16 protein-coding genes are annotated in these 14,712 nt (G+C 72.1%); 9 read left to right on the forward strand and 7 right to left on the reverse strand.

What is annotated here, in order from left to right; all coding sequences use genetic code 11:
- The first annotated feature begins 200 nt into the window (after positions 1–200).
- From G011_RS0124805 to G011_RS0124825, 5 genes are all read left to right on the forward strand, one after another.
- Positions 201–992, forward strand: a complete 792-nt coding sequence (locus G011_RS0124805; protein WP_026338635.1) for a response regulator transcription factor — start codon at positions 201–203, stop codon at positions 990–992.
- Positions 993–1,398: 406 nt separating this feature from the next.
- Positions 1,399–2,574, forward strand: coding sequence for a phosphate ABC transporter substrate-binding protein PstS (pstS, locus tag G011_RS0124810; protein WP_019610821.1), 1,176 nt, complete (start codon positions 1,399–1,401; stop codon positions 2,572–2,574).
- 118 nt (positions 2,575–2,692) lie between these two features.
- Complete coding sequence (gene pstC / locus G011_RS0124815; protein ID WP_019610822.1) at positions 2,693–3,700, forward strand: phosphate ABC transporter permease subunit PstC; 1,008 nt, start codon at positions 2,693–2,695, stop codon at positions 3,698–3,700.
- Complete coding sequence (pstA, locus tag G011_RS0124820; protein WP_026338636.1) at positions 3,697–4,608, forward strand: phosphate ABC transporter permease PstA; 912 nt, start codon at positions 3,697–3,699, stop codon at positions 4,606–4,608. Before pstC ends, pstA begins: the two co-directional genes overlap by 4 nt.
- Positions 4,609–4,763: 155 nt before the next feature.
- A complete protein-coding gene (locus G011_RS0124825) occupies positions 4,764–4,982 on the forward strand; it encodes an EF-hand domain-containing protein (RefSeq protein WP_019610824.1) in 219 nt (72 codons plus the stop codon).
- Between the two features lie 55 nt (positions 4,983–5,037).
- Here the strand turns inward: G011_RS0124825 and G011_RS0124830 are convergent, their stop codons facing one another.
- Positions 5,038–5,763: a hypothetical protein gene (locus tag G011_RS0124830; protein ID WP_019610825.1), complete on the reverse strand. Its 726-nt coding sequence runs from the start codon at positions 5,761–5,763 to the stop codon at positions 5,038–5,040.
- A gap of 264 nt (positions 5,764–6,027) precedes the next feature.
- Here G011_RS0124830 and G011_RS0124835 point away from each other — a divergent pair, with 264 nt between their 5' ends.
- Positions 6,028–6,828 (forward strand): MerR family transcriptional regulator, encoded by an 801-nt coding sequence (locus G011_RS0124835; protein ID WP_019610826.1) that lies wholly within the window; start codon positions 6,028–6,030, stop codon positions 6,826–6,828.
- Here G011_RS0124835 and G011_RS32910 read toward each other — a convergent pair.
- Entirely contained in the window at positions 6,759–7,664 is a 906-nt protein-coding gene (locus tag G011_RS32910) for a MerR family transcriptional regulator (RefSeq protein WP_026338638.1), read from the reverse strand. The two genes, G011_RS0124835 and G011_RS32910, sit on opposite strands and share 70 nt — an antisense overlap.
- A 63-nt stretch (positions 7,665–7,727) precedes the next feature.
- On the opposite strand from G011_RS32910, the gene G011_RS0124845 reads away from it, so the two are divergent.
- Positions 7,728–8,204 carry a DUF6194 family protein gene (locus tag G011_RS0124845; RefSeq protein WP_019610828.1) on the forward strand — a complete coding sequence of 159 codons (477 nt, stop codon included), beginning with the start codon at positions 7,728–7,730 and terminating at the stop codon, positions 8,202–8,204.
- 99 nt (positions 8,205–8,303) lie between these two features.
- Here G011_RS0124845 and hisG read toward each other — a convergent pair whose 3' ends face one another.
- The 3 genes from hisG to G011_RS0124860 form a co-directional block, all read right to left on the reverse strand.
- Complete coding sequence (hisG, locus tag G011_RS0124850; protein ID WP_013156367.1) at positions 8,304–9,158, reverse strand: ATP phosphoribosyltransferase; 855 nt, start codon at positions 9,156–9,158, stop codon at positions 8,304–8,306.
- 75 nt (positions 9,159–9,233) lie between these two features.
- Positions 9,234–9,497: a phosphoribosyl-ATP diphosphatase gene (locus G011_RS0124855; RefSeq protein ID WP_013156366.1), complete on the reverse strand. Its 264-nt coding sequence runs from the start codon at positions 9,495–9,497 to the stop codon at positions 9,234–9,236.
- Between the two features lie 182 nt (positions 9,498–9,679).
- Positions 9,680–10,513, reverse strand: a complete 834-nt coding sequence (locus G011_RS0124860; protein WP_019610830.1) for an SDR family oxidoreductase — start codon at positions 10,511–10,513, stop codon at positions 9,680–9,682.
- A 230-nt stretch (positions 10,514–10,743) separates the two neighbouring features.
- Here G011_RS0124860 and G011_RS0124865 point away from each other — a divergent pair, with 230 nt between their 5' ends.
- The gene (locus G011_RS0124865; protein WP_026338639.1) at positions 10,744–11,448 is read left to right on the forward strand and encodes a class I SAM-dependent methyltransferase; all 705 of its coding nucleotides are present in this window, start codon (positions 10,744–10,746) and stop codon (positions 11,446–11,448) included.
- 81 nt (positions 11,449–11,529) lie between these two features.
- On the opposite strand, the gene G011_RS0124870 is transcribed toward G011_RS0124865, so the two are convergent.
- Positions 11,530–12,582: a D-alanine--D-alanine ligase family protein gene (locus G011_RS0124870; RefSeq protein ID WP_019610832.1), complete on the reverse strand. Its 1,053-nt coding sequence runs from the start codon at positions 12,580–12,582 to the stop codon at positions 11,530–11,532.
- Positions 12,575–13,783, reverse strand: coding sequence for an alanine racemase (alr, locus tag G011_RS0124875; protein ID WP_013156362.1), 1,209 nt, complete (start codon positions 13,781–13,783; stop codon positions 12,575–12,577). The genes G011_RS0124870 and alr overlap by 8 nt, the downstream gene beginning before the upstream one ends.
- Positions 13,784–13,883: 100 nt before the next feature.
- Here alr and G011_RS0124880 point away from each other — a divergent pair, with 100 nt between their 5' ends.
- Positions 13,884–14,540: a response regulator transcription factor gene (locus G011_RS0124880; RefSeq protein ID WP_013156361.1), complete on the forward strand. Its 657-nt coding sequence runs from the start codon at positions 13,884–13,886 to the stop codon at positions 14,538–14,540.
- Positions 14,541–14,712 lie beyond the last annotated feature (172 nt).

Here is a 14,712-nt window from a genome sequence, read left to right on the forward strand (position 1 = left end):
GCCAAACCGCCGACCTTCAGCTCTCCCGCAGACCGGGACCGCTGATCGGTGGGGCCGCTCCGGCCAAACCGCCGGCCTCCGGCTCCCCCACGGCCGCGGGCCCTCCGGTCGCGACCGTCGACCGGAGGGCCGTTTCGGTCAGGCCGGAGCACCCTCCCCGGGGATCCGCCCCACTGTTCCTTCGACGAAGTGGACCTCCCATGCCCGCGCTCACAACGTCCGCATCCGTCCCGTTCCCGGGTGCCCCGGTCGAGGACGAAATGGTCGAGCGCTCGGAACGGTCGGAGGGACCGCTCCGGGTCCTGCTGGTGGAGCCCGAGTCGGAGCAGTCGCACCAGCTGGTGCTGTCGCTGAGCGGGCACGACGTGGACATCACGGTGTGCGTGGACGGCGCCGAGGCGCTGCTGCGGGTGGGGATGATGCGACCGGACACCCTGGTGACCAGCGCCACTCCGCCCGAGGTGGACCTGGAGACACTGGTGCGGGTGACCCGGCGGGCGACGGACATCCCGATCCTCATCGGGGTGGGCCCCGGCGACTCCCAGCGGGCGATGCGCGCGCTGGCGGCCGGAGCCACCGCGTGCGTCAACCGCCCCTACCGGATCCCGGAGCTGGCGGCGCTGCTGCGCGGCTCCCTCCCGGGACCGGACGGCGGCGGCCCCGACGGCACCGTCTCCTCGGCCGCGCTGCGTTCGGGCGCCCTGGAGCTGGACGCGCTGGGGCACCGGCTCTTCGTGGACGGCAACCCGGTCAACCTGGCGCTGCGGGAGTTCGGGATCATGGACTTCCTGCTGAGGCACAGCGGCAGGGTGGTCAGCCGCGAGGAGTTGTGGACCGAGGTCTGGCACAAGCCGCTGCCTCCGGTGAACAACACCATCGCCGTGCACATCCGGCGCCTGCGGCACAAGCTGGGTGACTCCGAGGCACAGCCCAGGTTCATCCACACGGTCCGGGGGATCGGCTACCGGCTGGACACGGCGAACGGTTCCTGAGCGGAGGAAAAGCGCGGAACGGGGTTGGTGAATTCCCCTCCGCCGGGTCCTTTCGGTGATGCCGACGAGACCCTTTGTTCATCTTCACGTCACCTCAGTCCGAGACGAACGCGAAGATGAATCACCGAACAATCCGACGTGTCACCTTCACCACCGGGGAACCACTGCGCCGCCCCCGGCCCCCACGGCCATACCCGCAGGTCATCACCGCCTGTCCCCGGAACATGACAGGATCCGCGCGGAACCGAAAACACACACCCGTTATCAAATGGTTACCGCCATTCACTTCGCATTCACCCTTCTTCTACCATCCCGCCTTCATCTCGATGACACAGCGTCTTCCTGCGCACTTACTGTCATTTCACGTCAGCCCCGACAGCGGTGATTCAACGAGGAGAACTACGACATGCGCAACGGGCGTTCCAAGCTCGCCGTCCTGGCGGCCATCCCCCTGCTCGCGGCGGCGTGCAGCAGCGGAGGCGACACCGGCAGCGACGGCTCCGGCGGTGGCGGGGGCGACCTCAGCGCCTCCCTGACCGGTGCCGGGGCCAGCTTCCCCGACCCCCTGTTCCAGGACTGGATCTACACCTACTCCAACGACGTCCAGCCCGGCGTCAGCGTCAACTACCAGAGCGTGGGCTCCGGTGCCGGCGTGGAGCAGTTCCTGGAGCAGACCGTCGACTTCGGCTCCTCCGAGGAGCCGCTGGGCGAGGAGGACCTCGAGGCCGCTTCCGAGGCTCGCGGCTGTGAGGCCGTGCAGTTCCCGGTCGTCTTCGGCGCGGTCGTCATCGCCTTCAACAACCCCGAGCTGGACGGCCTGGTCCTGGACGCGGAGACCATCGCGGCCATCTACGACGGCCAGATCACCACGTTCGACGACCCGGCCATCGCCGAGCTCAACCCGGACATGGAACTGCCCGGCGACGAGATCATCCCCGTCCACCGCTCCGACAGCTCCGGCACCACCTACGTGTTCTCGCACTACCTGAGCACCGAGGTCGACTCCTGGGCCGAGAAGTACGGCGAGGGCAAGGAGATCGAGTGGGCCGACGGCCTGGTCGGCGGCCAGCAGAACGACGGCGTCGCCCAGGGCATCACCCAGAACCCCGGCGGCATCGGCTACGTGAACCAGTCCTTCGCGCAGGAGGCGGGCCTGTCCGTCGCCCACATCGTGAACGAGGACGGCAACCCGATCGAGCCGACCCTGGAGTCCACCATCGCGGCCTCCGAGGAGGCCGAGATCCCGGACAACTTCCAGTTCGCGATCGACAACATCGGCGGCGAGGGCTACCCGATCGCCGGTTCCAACTGGATCTTCACCTACACCTGCGGCTACGAGCAGGCCAGCGCCGACGCCATCATCGACTTCTGGACCTGGGCCCTGACCGACGAGGGCGCCCGCGACCTGGCCGGTGAGCTGGGCTACGCGCCGCTGGGCCAGGAGCTGACCGACCGCGTCGTCGCCGAGCTGGAGAAGACCAACTCCGGCGAGGGCGGCGCCGACGCCGGTGCCGAGGAGGAGGCCGGAGCCGAGGAGAGCGCCGAGGAGAGCGCTCCCGAGGCCGAAGCCACCACCGAGTAGGAACGCCCCGCGGGGCCGGGAGAGTCGTCCCGGCCCCGCACGCCTTCTTCCCAACCTCCGCCCCCGCCCCGGGGCGGGACGCTCTCCACTCCCCACGAAAGCCACAGAGGAGAAGCACATGTCCACCGAGGCCCGTGAGGCCCCCCAGGCCCCCGAGGACTCCCGGCGGGGGACGCTGAAGTCCGGCAAGGGGCGCCTGGGCGATCCGATCTTCAAGTGGGCCGTCGCGGCCTGCGGCACCCTCGTCCTGATCATCCTGGCGCTGATGGTCATCCGGACCACCAGCGAGGCCTGGCCGGTCTTCGCCAAGGAGGGCTTCTTCGGCTTCCTCCTCGGGGAGGACTGGCAGAGCGGCGGATCCCGCACGGAGATCACCGGCACCTACGGTGCCTGGCCCTTCATCTACGGCACCCTGGTCACGGCGACCATCGCGATCGTCATCGCGCTGCCGCTGGCGATCATGGTCGCCGTCTACCTGACCCACCTGGCCCCGCGCCGCATCGCCAAGCCGCTGTCGTACACGGTCGAGCTGCTCGCCGCCGTGCCCAGCGTCATCTTCGGCCTCTGGGGCCTGCACTGGTTCCTGCCGAACGTGATGCGCCCCTTCTTCGTCTGGCTGGAGAGCACCTTCGGCTGGTTCTTCCTCTTCGAGGGACCGGTGCGCGGTGTCGGCTACCTGCCCGCGGGCATCGTGCTGGCCATCATGATCCTGCCGATCATGACGGCGCTCATCCGCGAGGTCGTCGTCGTCCAGCCGATCGAGCAGCAGATGGCCGCCTACGCCCTGGGTTCCACCCGGTGGGAGGTCATCACCAAGGTGATCCTGCCGGCCAGCTTCTCCGGGATCGTGGCCGCCGCCATGCTGGGACTGGGCCGCGCCCTCGGCGAGACCATCGCCGTGCTGATGCTGATCGGCGGAACCCAGGGGTGGAGCGGCAGCCTGTTCGGCACCGGAAGCAGCATGGCCTCGCACATCGCCGCGTCCTTCGGTGAGGCCTCGCCCGAGGTCCGGACGGCGCTGATGGCGATCGGCGTCGCCCTCTTCCTGGTCACGATGATCGTCAACATCCTGGCCCGCGTCATCGTCTGGCGCCTGGGGCAGTTCACGGGAGACTCCGCCGTATGAGCACAGCAACCACCACTCCTCCGGACGCCCGGCACACCCCCCTGAGCCAGCGCCCGCCCGGCTCCGGCTTCCGCAGGTTCAAGGACCGATCGGCGTCGGTGGCACTGACCGCCGCGATGGTCCTGGCGATGATCCCGCTGATCCTCATCATCTTCGAGGTCACCCGGCGCGGCATCGGCGTCGTCAACCTGGAGTTCTTCACCGAGACCGAGCCCCCGCCGCGGCGCGAGGGCGGCGGGTACGCGGCCGGGTTCTTCGGCACGCTCTACATCATGGCGCTCGCGGTCGTGATGTCGATCCCGTTCGGCATCGCCACGGCCGTCTACGTCGTGGAGTACGGGCCCAACCGCCTGACCGGCGCGATCCGCTTCTTCACCGACGTGATGACGGGCATCCCCTCGATCTTCGTCGGTCTGTTCGTGTACGGCCTGGTCGTCATCGGCTGGGGCCAGATGGGCTTCGGCACCTTCGCCGGTGCTCTGGCGATCGCCATGATGATGCTGCCGATCGTGACGCGGTCCGCGGAGGAGATGCTGCGGCTCGTGCCCAACGAGATGCGCAACGCCAGCTACGGCCTGGGCGCGCGCAAGTGGCAGACCATCGTGCACACGGTGCTGCCCGCCGCCGCCCCCGGCCTGACCACCGGTTCGATGCTGGCCGTCGCCCGCGGCATCGGCGAGACCGCCCCGCTGCTGCTGACCGCGTTCGGCACCGGCCTGGTCGTGACCGCCTTCCAGGGCGAGCCGCAGGGCGCCGTGCCGATGCAGCTGTACCGGGGCGCCATGCAGCCCTTCGAGGCCGGCATCGACCGCGCGTGGGGCGCCGCCCTGTGCCTGTTCCTGCTGGTGCTGCTGTTCACCGTGATCGCGCGGTGGATCGGCTCGCGGGCCTCCGTGGGCAGCCGCTGACAGCCCGACCCCGTGGGGCCGTGCGCCGGAGGGACCTCCGGTGCGCGGCCCCTTCGGCTCTGCCGGCGCCGACGTCCCGCCGGCTTCCCGAACCGCCCCCTCACCGGTAATCTTGCGCCGGACCCGCCACCGCGACTCCCTGGAGACGAACGCAGATGCCCGACACCAACGAGTACGCGACGACCTTCGCGTTCGTCGACGCCGACAGCGACGGCCGCATCTCCGCACAGGAGTACGCCGACCTGATGCACCGCCTCGGGGACAGCTGCACCGAGGAGCAGGCCCTGCGGGCGATCGAGGCCATGGACCAGGACGGCGACGGGCTGATCACCCTGGACGAGTTCACGGCCTACATGTCCGACACCGGGAGCTGAGCCCCCGGCGGGTGCCGCCCCCGGGGCGGCACCGCCGCGAACGCGGCCGCCCGCCTCAGCGCGGCTCGCGCGCCAGATAGACGGTGTCGGGCACGCCGCGGGCGACCGGCACCTCGATGACCTCCACCGAGGCGAACCTGCCCCGCAGCGACTCCTCGAAGGCGGGCACCGCGTTGGCGCTCCAGAAGGCCAGGACCCCGCCGGGGGCGAGCAGGCGGGTGAGCCGGTCCAGCCCGGCCGCCTCGTAGAGGCGGTTGTTGTTCTCCACCACCGTCCAGTCGGGCCCGTTGTCGGTGTCCAGGCAGATCGCGTCGTAGCGGACGGGGGCCGCGGCCGAGGACGCCTCCTCCAGCCAGGCCACGATGTCGGCGTTGACCACCCGGCAGCGCGGGTCCCGGTGCACGTACTCGGCGGCCTCGCCCAGTTCCCCGTCGTGCCAGGCGATCACGTGGGGTTCGAGTTCCACCACGTCCACCACCGCCACCCGGGGGTGCTCCAGGGCCTCGCGGGCGGAGAAACCCACGCCCAGGCCGCCGATGAGCACCCGGGAGCGCGAGCGGCCCGCCGGGAGGGCGGCGAGGCTGGCGCGCACCATCTCCCGCTCGGAGGTGCCGTCGCGGGTGTCCATGAGGAACACCCCGTTGGAGTAGATCTCGTAGTGCGCGCCCACGCGGCGCAGCACGAGGTCTCCGCCGGTCTCCCCGGTCACCCTCGCCAGGGTGGCGGTCTCCTCCTCGGGCTCACGGGAAACCGGGGCGGTGTACGTCGTCGGCTGGTCCATACCCCACATTGTGCCGCCCGGCGGGCGCGCCCGCGTTCCCGCCGGGGGGAAGGACGGGGCGCTGTCCGCGGGGTCGTCTCGGACCGTGGGCCTACCGAGGAGCAGGGTCGGTGTCCACCCACCGGAGGAGGACTCCACGCAGGTGAAGCGTGGGCGCGGCGGGCTGCTCGACCGGGTGCGCGGAGCCGCTCCCCGCGCCTGGGCGTCGGCGGGCCCGGAGCGCCCGTTTGCCCCTCCCCTAGGGGGAGGAGCCACAGTGGAACCATGCTTCCCATCGGTTCCTTCAGTGAACTCACCGGCCTCTCGCACAAGGCGCTGCGCCACTACCACTCCCTCGGGCTGCTGGTCCCGGCCCGCGTGGACGAGGACACGCAGTTCCGCTGGTACACCGTCGACCAGATCGAGCGCGCCGGGCAGATCGTCACCCTGCGCCGTGCGGGCATGGGCCTGGACACCGTCCGACGCGTGGTGGACGACCCCGGCCTGGCCCCGGACGCGCTGCGCCGGCACGCCGAGGACCTCCGGCGCGAGCGGGAGGCCCAGGACCGGGCGCTGGCGGAGGCCCTCGCGGTCCTGGCGTGGGAGCCGCGGGTGGAGGTCCGGCCCCGGCGGGCGCGCACGGCCCTGACGGGGGTGACCGCGCTCTCCTCGGACGGGGACTTCGACCTGGACCGGGAGTGCGCCGAGGTGCACGCCCTGGCCGGGCGGCTCGGCGCGCTGGTCGAGGAGCGCGGGTGGCGCGCCGACGGCCGGTGGTGGAAGAGCCTGGAGCCGGGGTCGGACGGCGCGGGCTACCGGGTGTGCGTGCCGGTCGCGGAGGCCGGGTCCTCCCCGTCCCCGCTGCCGGAGGGCGTGGAGCTGGTGGAGTACGGGGAGGGCACCGAGGTCAGGCTGCTGATGCCCGGCCGGGAGAGCCTGGGCGGCCTCACCCTGGCGCTGACCCACCTGTTCGAGCACGAGGTCGAGGGCATGTTCGCCGACGTGGGCGCCCTCCGTCAGTCGGAGTACGACGGGGGTGTGGAGTTCGCCGTCGGGCTGCGGCCCCTGTCGGAGGCTCCGGAGTGAGGGCCCGGGGACTCGGGTCCCCCGCCTGAGGGACCCGGGTCCCGAGCCCCCGTACCCGGGATGCCTGCTACCGCGGGCTCCGTATCCGCAGGTCCCGCACCGGTGGGCCCCGCGCCCGGGAGCCGCGCCGACCGCAGCAGGGCGCCGAGCGCGGCGGCGCCTTCGAGCAGGGCCGCCGACCGGGCGTCGATGCTCGCGTCCCGGGCGGCCAGCGCGGCCATCACCTCGTCCCACCGGTGCGCGCGGCGCAGCTGCGGCATCAGGGCACGGAGCGGTGCGATGCGGTACCCGGCCATGCGCAGCTGGTGGACGATCCGCGCGTCCCTGGCGTCGGCGGGCGAGTACCTCCGCGTTCCCCCGGGGGAGGTCCGGCCGGGCACGACGAGCCCTTCCGCGTCCCAGTGCCGCAGCGTCGAGGGCCGCACTCCGAGCGCGGCGGCGAGTTCGGAGACACCCATGGAGTCCGCCGGGCGGACGTCCCCGACAGGCTCCGCGGCGATCGCCTCCGCGGCCCGCCTGGCCAGTCCGAGTTCCCGGCGCTCGGTGTGGAGCCGGGCGTGCGCGGCGTCCAGGAGGGCGAGCAGGTCCGAGGCCGGGTACCCGTGCGCGGCGCGCACGATCCGCCCGGCCTCGACGGGGCCGGTCCCGGCGGCCAGGGACCGGTAGGCCAGGGCCGAGCACACGTGCGCCTCGGTGTAGACGCGGTAACCCGAGGCCGTGCGCGGCGCCGGGGGCAGCACACCGCCGCGTTCGAGGTTGCGCACCTGCTGGACGGAGTACCCGGAGCGCCGGGCCACGTCGACCGTGCGCATGGCGGTCGAGTTGCGACTTCCCACTCCCCCACCTCGCACTCTTCGGGGAAAAGTCTCCACAACCACATGAATGTAACGCTGGAACACATGAGCATCGAAGAGATCACCGCGTTCCTGGAGGGCCTCGAGGGCGTACTGACCCTCAGGCCGCAGCCCGGCGACGGCTCGCCCGAACTCAGCTGGGGCGACACGTTCTTCTACTACGCGCCCGACGGCGTCGTCCCCACCGCGACCCAGCCCTTCGCGACCATCGTGACGAAGGACTACCCCGACGACCGGGCGTCGCGCCTGGACCGGCCCGGCGTCTTCCGCCTGAACGCCGCCGCCGGAAGGGAGGCCTTCGTCAGCTGGACGGGCCGCGAGCCGCGCGAGCCGGCCGACCCTGACGCGGACCCGAGCGCGGCGGACACGGTGGTGGCGCACCCCGTCTACGGCGGTCTGGGCTGGCTCGCCGTGGTGAACCCGGGGCCGCGGACCGGGGAGGCGGCCCGGGCGCTGCTCCGCACCGCCCACGGCCTCGCCCGTTCGCGCCGTGAGCGGCGCACCGGGGCGGCACCGGACTGACGGACGGCTCCGAGGAGCGCCGGATCCCCGTGGAACACCGAGGACCGGTGGGGACCGGCATGACGCCGGTCCCCACCGGTCCGCTGCTCAGGACACCGCCTACAGGCGGCAGGCGTAGATGTCGGTGACCAGGATGGCGCGGGCGCCGAGCTGCCACAGGTCGTCCATGATCCGCTGGGCGTCCTTGCTCGGCACCATCGAGCGGACCGCGACCCAGCCCTCCCGGTGCAGCGGGGAGACCGTCGGCCCCTCCATGCCCGGGGTGAGCGCGACCGCCGCCTCCAGGCGCTCGGCGTGCACGTCGTAGTCCATCATCACGTAGTCGCGGGCGACCAGGACGCCGCGCAGACGGCGCAGCAGCGTGTCGAACCTGGGGTTCTCGGGGGCCCCGGACGGACGGATGACCACCGCCTCGGAGACCAGGATCGGCTCGCCGAAGGTCTCCATGCCCGCCTGGCGCAGGGTGGTGCCGGTGGAGACCACGTCGGCGACGGCGTCGGCGACGCCGAGCTGGACGGAGCTCTCGACCGCGCCGTCCAGGTGGATGACGCGGGCGTCGACGCCCTGCTCGTCCAGGTAGGAGCGCAGGAGGCCGTCGAAGGACGTGGCGATGCGCTTGCCGTTGAGGTCGGACACCTTCATGCCGGCGCCGCCGGGCGCGGCGAAGCGGAAGGTGGAGCCGCCGAAGCCCAGCGGCAGGACCTCGTCCACGGCGGCGCCGGAGTCCAGCAGCATGTCGCGGCCGGTGATCCCGGCCTGGAGGATGCCCTCACCGACGTAGACGGCGATGTCCTTGGGGCGCAGGAAGAAGAACTCGGTGTCGTTGTCGGGGTCGATCATGACCAGGTCGCGGCTGCTCTTGCGCTGCCGGTACCCGGCCTCGCGGAGCATCTCCACGGCGGGTTCGGAGAGCTGGCCCTTGTTGGGCACGGCGATTCTCAGCATGTCGGGCATGTTCACGGCTTTCTCGTGGCTGCGTGTACGGGGACGTGGCGTCGGTGGCCGGATGCGCACGGGCGGCGCGTCGGCCTACAGATGCTTGTAGACGTCCTCCAGACGCAGGCCACGGGCCAGCATCAGGACCTGGAGGTGGTAGAGGAGCTGCGAGATCTCTTCGGCTGCCTGGTCGTCCGACTCGTACTCGGCGGCCATCCAGACCTCCGCCGCCTCCTCGACGACCTTCTTGCCGATGGCATGGACGCCGGCGTCGAGCTGGGCGACGGTCCCGGAGCCCTCGGGGCGGGAACGCGCCTTCTCGGACAGCTCGGCGAACAGCTCTTCGAAGGTCTTCATGGTGTCTTTCCTCGACAGACAGATGCGCTACCAGCGTAGGCGGTCCGGCGCCCCGATGCCGCACCCTCGCGGGGATGTCTCATCATGTGGGCGGCGGCGTGCGCCACACCGCGCCGCGCCCCGCCGGTCGCGTCCCCGCGCGGGGCGGCCGTCGCGCCCGGTCCGCAGCGCCTTCGTCCGGTTCACCACACCCTGCGGGCGGCGGCGCGCACGATCGGCTTGGGGATGAAGCGCAGGAGCCCCGTGGCCGCCTTGTACTGGGCGCCGGCGACGACGCTGGAGCGCCCGGCCGCCCAGGCGGTGAGGGACTCGCGCACGACCTGTTCCTTGGGGACGAACGCGAACGCGGGCATCCCGCTCTCCTGGACGCCCCTGGTCATGTCGGTGCGCACGAACCCCGGCAGGACCGCGGTGACGTGCACGCCGTGCTCGGCGACCTCGGCGGCCACGCTCTCGCTCCACAGGGACACGAACTTCTTCCCGGCCCCGTACACCGAGCCGCCGGGGTTGGCGGTGATCTCGCCCGCGACGGAGGAGAGGTTGATGACGCCGAGCCTGGTCCGGCTCGGCAGGCTCCCGCGGCGGGCGATCTGCACCGGCAGGACGGCGCGGGTCAGGTGCAGGACCGCACGCACGTTGAGGTCGAGCATGGCGTCGATCTCCGAGGGCTCCTGCTTGACGAAGGGGCCGCCGTCGCCCCGCCCGGCGTTGTTGACGAGCAGGTCCACGGGGGCCTCGTCGCCGCTGCCGTCGGCGGACAGGCGTTCGACGACCAGTGAGAGGCCCTCGTCGGTGCCCAGGTCGGCGGGCAGGGGCTGGACTCCGACCCCGTAGCGTCCGCCGATCTCCTCGGCGAGGGCCTCCAGGAGCTCGCCCCGGCGGGCGACGAGGACGAGGGAGTAGCCGCGTTCGGCGAGCCTGCGGGCGTACTCCTCGCCGATCCCGGTGGAGGCTCCGGTGACCAGCGCGGTCCGTGGGTGGGCGGGGGTCTCGGAGGTGCTGGCCGGTTCGCTCATCCCCCCAGGGTAGGCCGTCACCGGTCGCGGGGACAGCGGCCTCGGCGGACACCGGATCGGCGTGCGCGTACGGCGGCGCCCGGCGGCGCCCCGGCCCGCGCGGCGCTCCCCGCGGCGTCGGAGTTCCCCTTTGCGCGGTGGGTATGGACACACACGGTTTCACCTGGGTTTTCCCAGAACGCGGCCGCGCCGACTCCCTTCGGGGAGGGGTGAGGCGTTAGCGTGCGTGTATGTCCGAGACCCACAGTCCTGCCGGACCCCTTTCCTCCCTGAGGTTGGACGAGCGCCTGCGTGACACCCGACTGTTCTTCAGCCAGGCGCTGCGCACCTTCCACGCCACCGGTTCCATCCTCCCCAGCAGCGGTGCGCTGGCGCGTGCGATGGCCGAGTACGTCCGGCGCCGACCAGAACCCGACCGCCCGCTGCGCATCCTGGAGGCCGGAGCCGGAACCGGCGCGATCAGCCGCGGGATCGCCGCCTCGATGCAGCCGGGGGACACCCTGGACCTGGTGGAGGCCAACCCCGAGTTCGCCGCCCACGTGGAGGGACTGCTCAGAACCGACCCCGTGATGTCGCGGGTGGCCGACGGCTCCCGCGTGCACGCCAAACTCGTCAACGACATGGGCACCGACCGGTCCTACGACGTGATCGTGTCGGGCCTGCCGTTCGCGAACTTCACCGCCGACACCGTCCGGGAGATCCTGGACTACTACTTCGAGGTGCTCGAACCGGGCGGCACCATGTCCTTCTACGGGTACCTGTACACCAAGGAGGTCAAGGCGGTCATCGCCCGCCGCGAGGACTACCTGCGCCAGGCCCGCACGAGCTGGCTCGTCCAGGAGTGGATCGACCGCTACGGCATCGGCTCCGAGAAGGTGTTCGCCAACGTCCCGCCCGCGTGGGTGCACCACCTGCGCAAGCCGGGGAAGGGCTGAACCCCCTCCCCCTCACAGCCACATGGAAGGGCCCGCCACACACGTGGCGGGCCCTCGCGTTTCCCGGGACGGACGCGGCCCTCAGGCCAGCGCGGTCCGGATGAGGCTGTCCAGCAGCTCGGGGTACTCCAGGCCCGTAGCCCGCCAGATCTGGGGGTACTGCGAGTGCGCGGTGAACCCGGGCAGGGTGTTGACCTCGTTGACGACGGGTTCGGTGCCCCCGCGCAGGAAGAAGTCCACGCGCAGCAGGCCGGAGCAGCCGACCGCCTCGAACACGCCCAGGGCGAGGTCGCTCAGCTGCGTCTGGATCCCGACCGGCAGGTCGGCGGGGATGTCGAAGACCGCGTCGCCCCCGTACTTGGTGTCGTAGTCGAAGAAGCGTTCCGTGTCCGCGACCCGGATCTCCAGCGGCGGCCCGACCTTGAGCGCGCCGTCGGGCAGCTCCAGGACGGCCAGGTCGACCTCGCGGCCGACGACCGCCTCCTCCACCAGGACCTTGGTGTCGAACTCGCGCGCGGTCTTGACGGCGGCCTCCAGCTCCGACCAGTCGCCGACCCGCGTCACCCCCAGGCTGGAGCCACTGCGCGCGGGCTTGACGAACACGGGCAGCCCCAGCTCGGCGCGCTCCTGCGGCGAGACCTCGTCGTCCGGTCCGCGCAGCACCACGTCCCGCGCGACCGGCAGCCCCGCCGCGCGCAGCAGCGTCTTGGTGGTCGCCTTGTCCATACCGGTGGCGCTGGCGAGCACGCCGTTGCCCACGTAGGGCACTCCCAGGAGTTCGAGCATCCCCTGGATCGTGCCGTCCTCGCCGTAGGGGCCGTGGATGACGGGGAAGACCACGTCCGCCTCGCCCAACGCGAGGATCGCCTCGCCCAGGCCGTCGCCCGTGCGCCGCTCCCTCTCGCCGCCGGGCTCGGGGGTCAGGGCCGTCAGGCGCTCGGCGTCCAGCGCGGCGGGGTCGTCGGTGTCGGTGCCCACCACCCACGCCCCGGCGCGCGTGATCCGCACCGGGACGACCTCGTACCGGTCGCGGTCCAGGTGGGTGAGGACCGACATCGCCGACGCGCACGAGACGTCGTACTCCCCGTTGCGTCCACCGAAGACGACGGCGACGCGTGTCCTTGCCTCAGGCACTCGATCTCTCCTTGCTCGGTTCGCGCGGCACGGGCCGCGCCAGGTCCTGGTGGAGGCGGGGCACGCGCGCGCCCACGCCGGTGAGAATCTCGTGGGGGATGGTTCCGGCCCAGTCGGCCCACTCCTCGACGGTGGGCTCGCCGCGGTCGCCGGGGCCGAACACGACCACCTCGTCGCCCTCGCGCACGTCCATGCCGCCGACGTCGACCACGAACTGGTCCATGGCGATGCGTCCGGCCACGGGGCACCGCCGTCCGGCGATCCACACGTAGGCCCGGTCCCCCGCCGCCCGGGGCACACCGTCGGCGTAGCCGAGCGGGACGAGGGCGAGCAGGCTCTCGCGTGGGGTGGTGTAGGCGTGGTGGTAGCTGACGCCCGTTCCCGCGGGGACCCGGCGGACCATGGCCACCCGGGCGCGCAGGGTCATGGCCAGGCGCAGGCCGAAGCGCCTGCCCTCGACGGGCTCCACTCCGTAGAGGCCGACCCCCGCCCTGACCAGGTCGAAGTGCGTGGCGGGCTCGTTGAGGATCGCAGCCGTGTTGGCCAGGTGCCGCAGCGACGGGTCGAGCCCGGCCGCGCGCGCCTGGGAGAGCGCCCCCTCGAAGGCGGTGACCTGCTGCGCGGTGGTCGCCGCGCCGGGCAGGTCGGCGGAGGCCAGGTGCGACCAGACACCGCGCACCCGGACCAGGCCGTCCAGTTCCAGTACGCGGGCCAGACCGACCAGTCCGGGCCAGGCGTCCGGCGGCGCTCCGTTGCGGCTCAGCCCGGTGTCGGCCTTGAGGTGGACGTGCGCGACACGGCCCGTGCGCACGGCGGCGTCGGCCACGGCGCGCAGGTGGCCGACCGAGGGGACGGACAGGTCCACGTCGGCGGCGACGGCGGAGTCGAAGTCCTGGTCCGCACGGTGCAGCCAGCACAGCACGGGGGCGCGCAGCCCGGCGCGGCGCAGGGCGAGCGCCTCCTCCAGGGAGGTCACGCCCAGCCAGGTCGCTCCGGCCTCCAGGGAGGCGCGGGCGACCTCCACGGCCCCGTGGCCGAAGCCGTTCGCCTTGACGACGGCAAGAATTTCGGAATTGGTCCGCTTTGCCATGAACCGTACATTGTGGGCGATCGCGCTTATATCAACGAGGGCCTCACCCAGGGGCGAGGCCGGGTGGCCGGGGAGGTGGAGCGAGTGCTCCCCGGGGTCGGTCGACGGCATGACCAAAAAGTAGACACGACGCGCTGTGAACAGAGTGTGAGCGCCCCCCTCGCCACGTCCTACAGAAACGCCCGCCGCGCGGAGGGAGAAGGAAGAGCGTATGAGGGTCTTGGTCGTGGACCACGGAGAGGACCCCGCACAGCCGACCGCCTCATGGCTGCGGGAGGCCGGTTTCGCCGTGGACACCGCCCCTGACGGGGAGACGGCGCTCTACAAGCTCGCCGTCAACGAGTACGGGGTCATGCTGCTCGAACGGGCTCTGCCGGGGCTGAGCGGGAACGAGGTGTGCCGCGTGGCCACCGCCCTGCACGGTCAGGTGCGGGTGCTCATGGTGAGTTCTCCCACCAGCCCGAAGGAGCGGCTCGCCGGTTTCGAGCTGGGCGCGGACGACTACCTCATCAGGCCCCTCGACCGCGAGGAGATGATCGCCCGGGTCCGCGCCCTGGCCCGGAGGCCCGGCCTGGCCGAACCGCCGGTTCTGGAGCGCTCGGGCCTGCGGCTCAACTCCACCCGCTACGAGGCCTTCCGCGACGGCAGGCCGCTGCACCTGTCGCCCAAGCAGTTCGGGGTGCTGGAGGAGCTGCTGCGCGCCGACGGCGCCCCGGTGTCGGCGGAGGCGCTGCTGGAGAGGGTGTGGGACGAGAACATCGACCCGTTCACCACGATCGTGCGCGTGACCATCCGCTCCCTGCGGCGCAAGCTGGGCACCCCGAACCCCATCCAGACCGTGCCCCGCGTGGGTTACCGGCTGCCGTGACCCGGGTGCCGGGCGGAACGGGGACCGCCGGACCGGGGCGGTGACCGGGGCCGGCCGCCGAGCGCCGACGTGTCCCATCGCACGTCCCGCGCCGAGGGAGCGCACCCGCTCCCTCCGCCACCCGGATCCTCGGCAACCGTGGGTGGTCACGGGCCCACCCGGGTCGGGATCC

The sequence above is a fragment of the Nocardiopsis sp. CNS-639 genome, assembly GCF_000381685.1.
Taxonomy (GTDB): Bacteria; Actinomycetota; Actinomycetes; order Streptosporangiales; family Streptosporangiaceae; genus Nocardiopsis; species Nocardiopsis dassonvillei.

Coding starts and splice junctions, on each gene's coding strand:
- alr (WP_013156362.1), bottom strand. CDS start 13,783: ATGCCGTCGACCGACCCCGGGGAGCACTCGCTCCACCTCCCCGGCCAC.
- G011_RS0124880 (WP_013156361.1), top strand. CDS start 13,884: ATGAGGGTCTTGGTCGTGGACCACGGAGAGGACCCCGCACAGCCGACC.
- G011_RS0124805 (WP_026338635.1), top strand. CDS start 201: ATGCCCGCGCTCACAACGTCCGCATCCGTCCCGTTCCCGGGTGCCCCG.
- pstS (WP_019610821.1), top strand. CDS start 1,399: ATGCGCAACGGGCGTTCCAAGCTCGCCGTCCTGGCGGCCATCCCCCTG.
- hisG (WP_013156367.1), bottom strand. CDS start 9,158: ATGCCCGACATGCTGAGAATCGCCGTGCCCAACAAGGGCCAGCTCTCC.
- G011_RS0124855 (WP_013156366.1), bottom strand. CDS start 9,497: ATGAAGACCTTCGAAGAGCTGTTCGCCGAGCTGTCCGAGAAGGCGCGT.
- G011_RS0124835 (WP_019610826.1), top strand. CDS start 6,028: ATGCTTCCCATCGGTTCCTTCAGTGAACTCACCGGCCTCTCGCACAAG.
- G011_RS0124865 (WP_026338639.1), top strand. CDS start 10,744: ATGTCCGAGACCCACAGTCCTGCCGGACCCCTTTCCTCCCTGAGGTTG.
- G011_RS0124860 (WP_019610830.1), bottom strand. CDS start 10,513: ATGAGCGAACCGGCCAGCACCTCCGAGACCCCCGCCCACCCACGGACC.
- G011_RS0124845 (WP_019610828.1), top strand. CDS start 7,728: ATGAGCATCGAAGAGATCACCGCGTTCCTGGAGGGCCTCGAGGGCGTA.
- pstC (WP_019610822.1), top strand. CDS start 2,693: ATGTCCACCGAGGCCCGTGAGGCCCCCCAGGCCCCCGAGGACTCCCGG.
- G011_RS0124830 (WP_019610825.1), bottom strand. CDS start 5,763: ATGGACCAGCCGACGACGTACACCGCCCCGGTTTCCCGTGAGCCCGAG.
- pstA (WP_026338636.1), top strand. CDS start 3,697: ATGAGCACAGCAACCACCACTCCTCCGGACGCCCGGCACACCCCCCTG.
- G011_RS0124825 (WP_019610824.1), top strand. CDS start 4,764: ATGCCCGACACCAACGAGTACGCGACGACCTTCGCGTTCGTCGACGCC.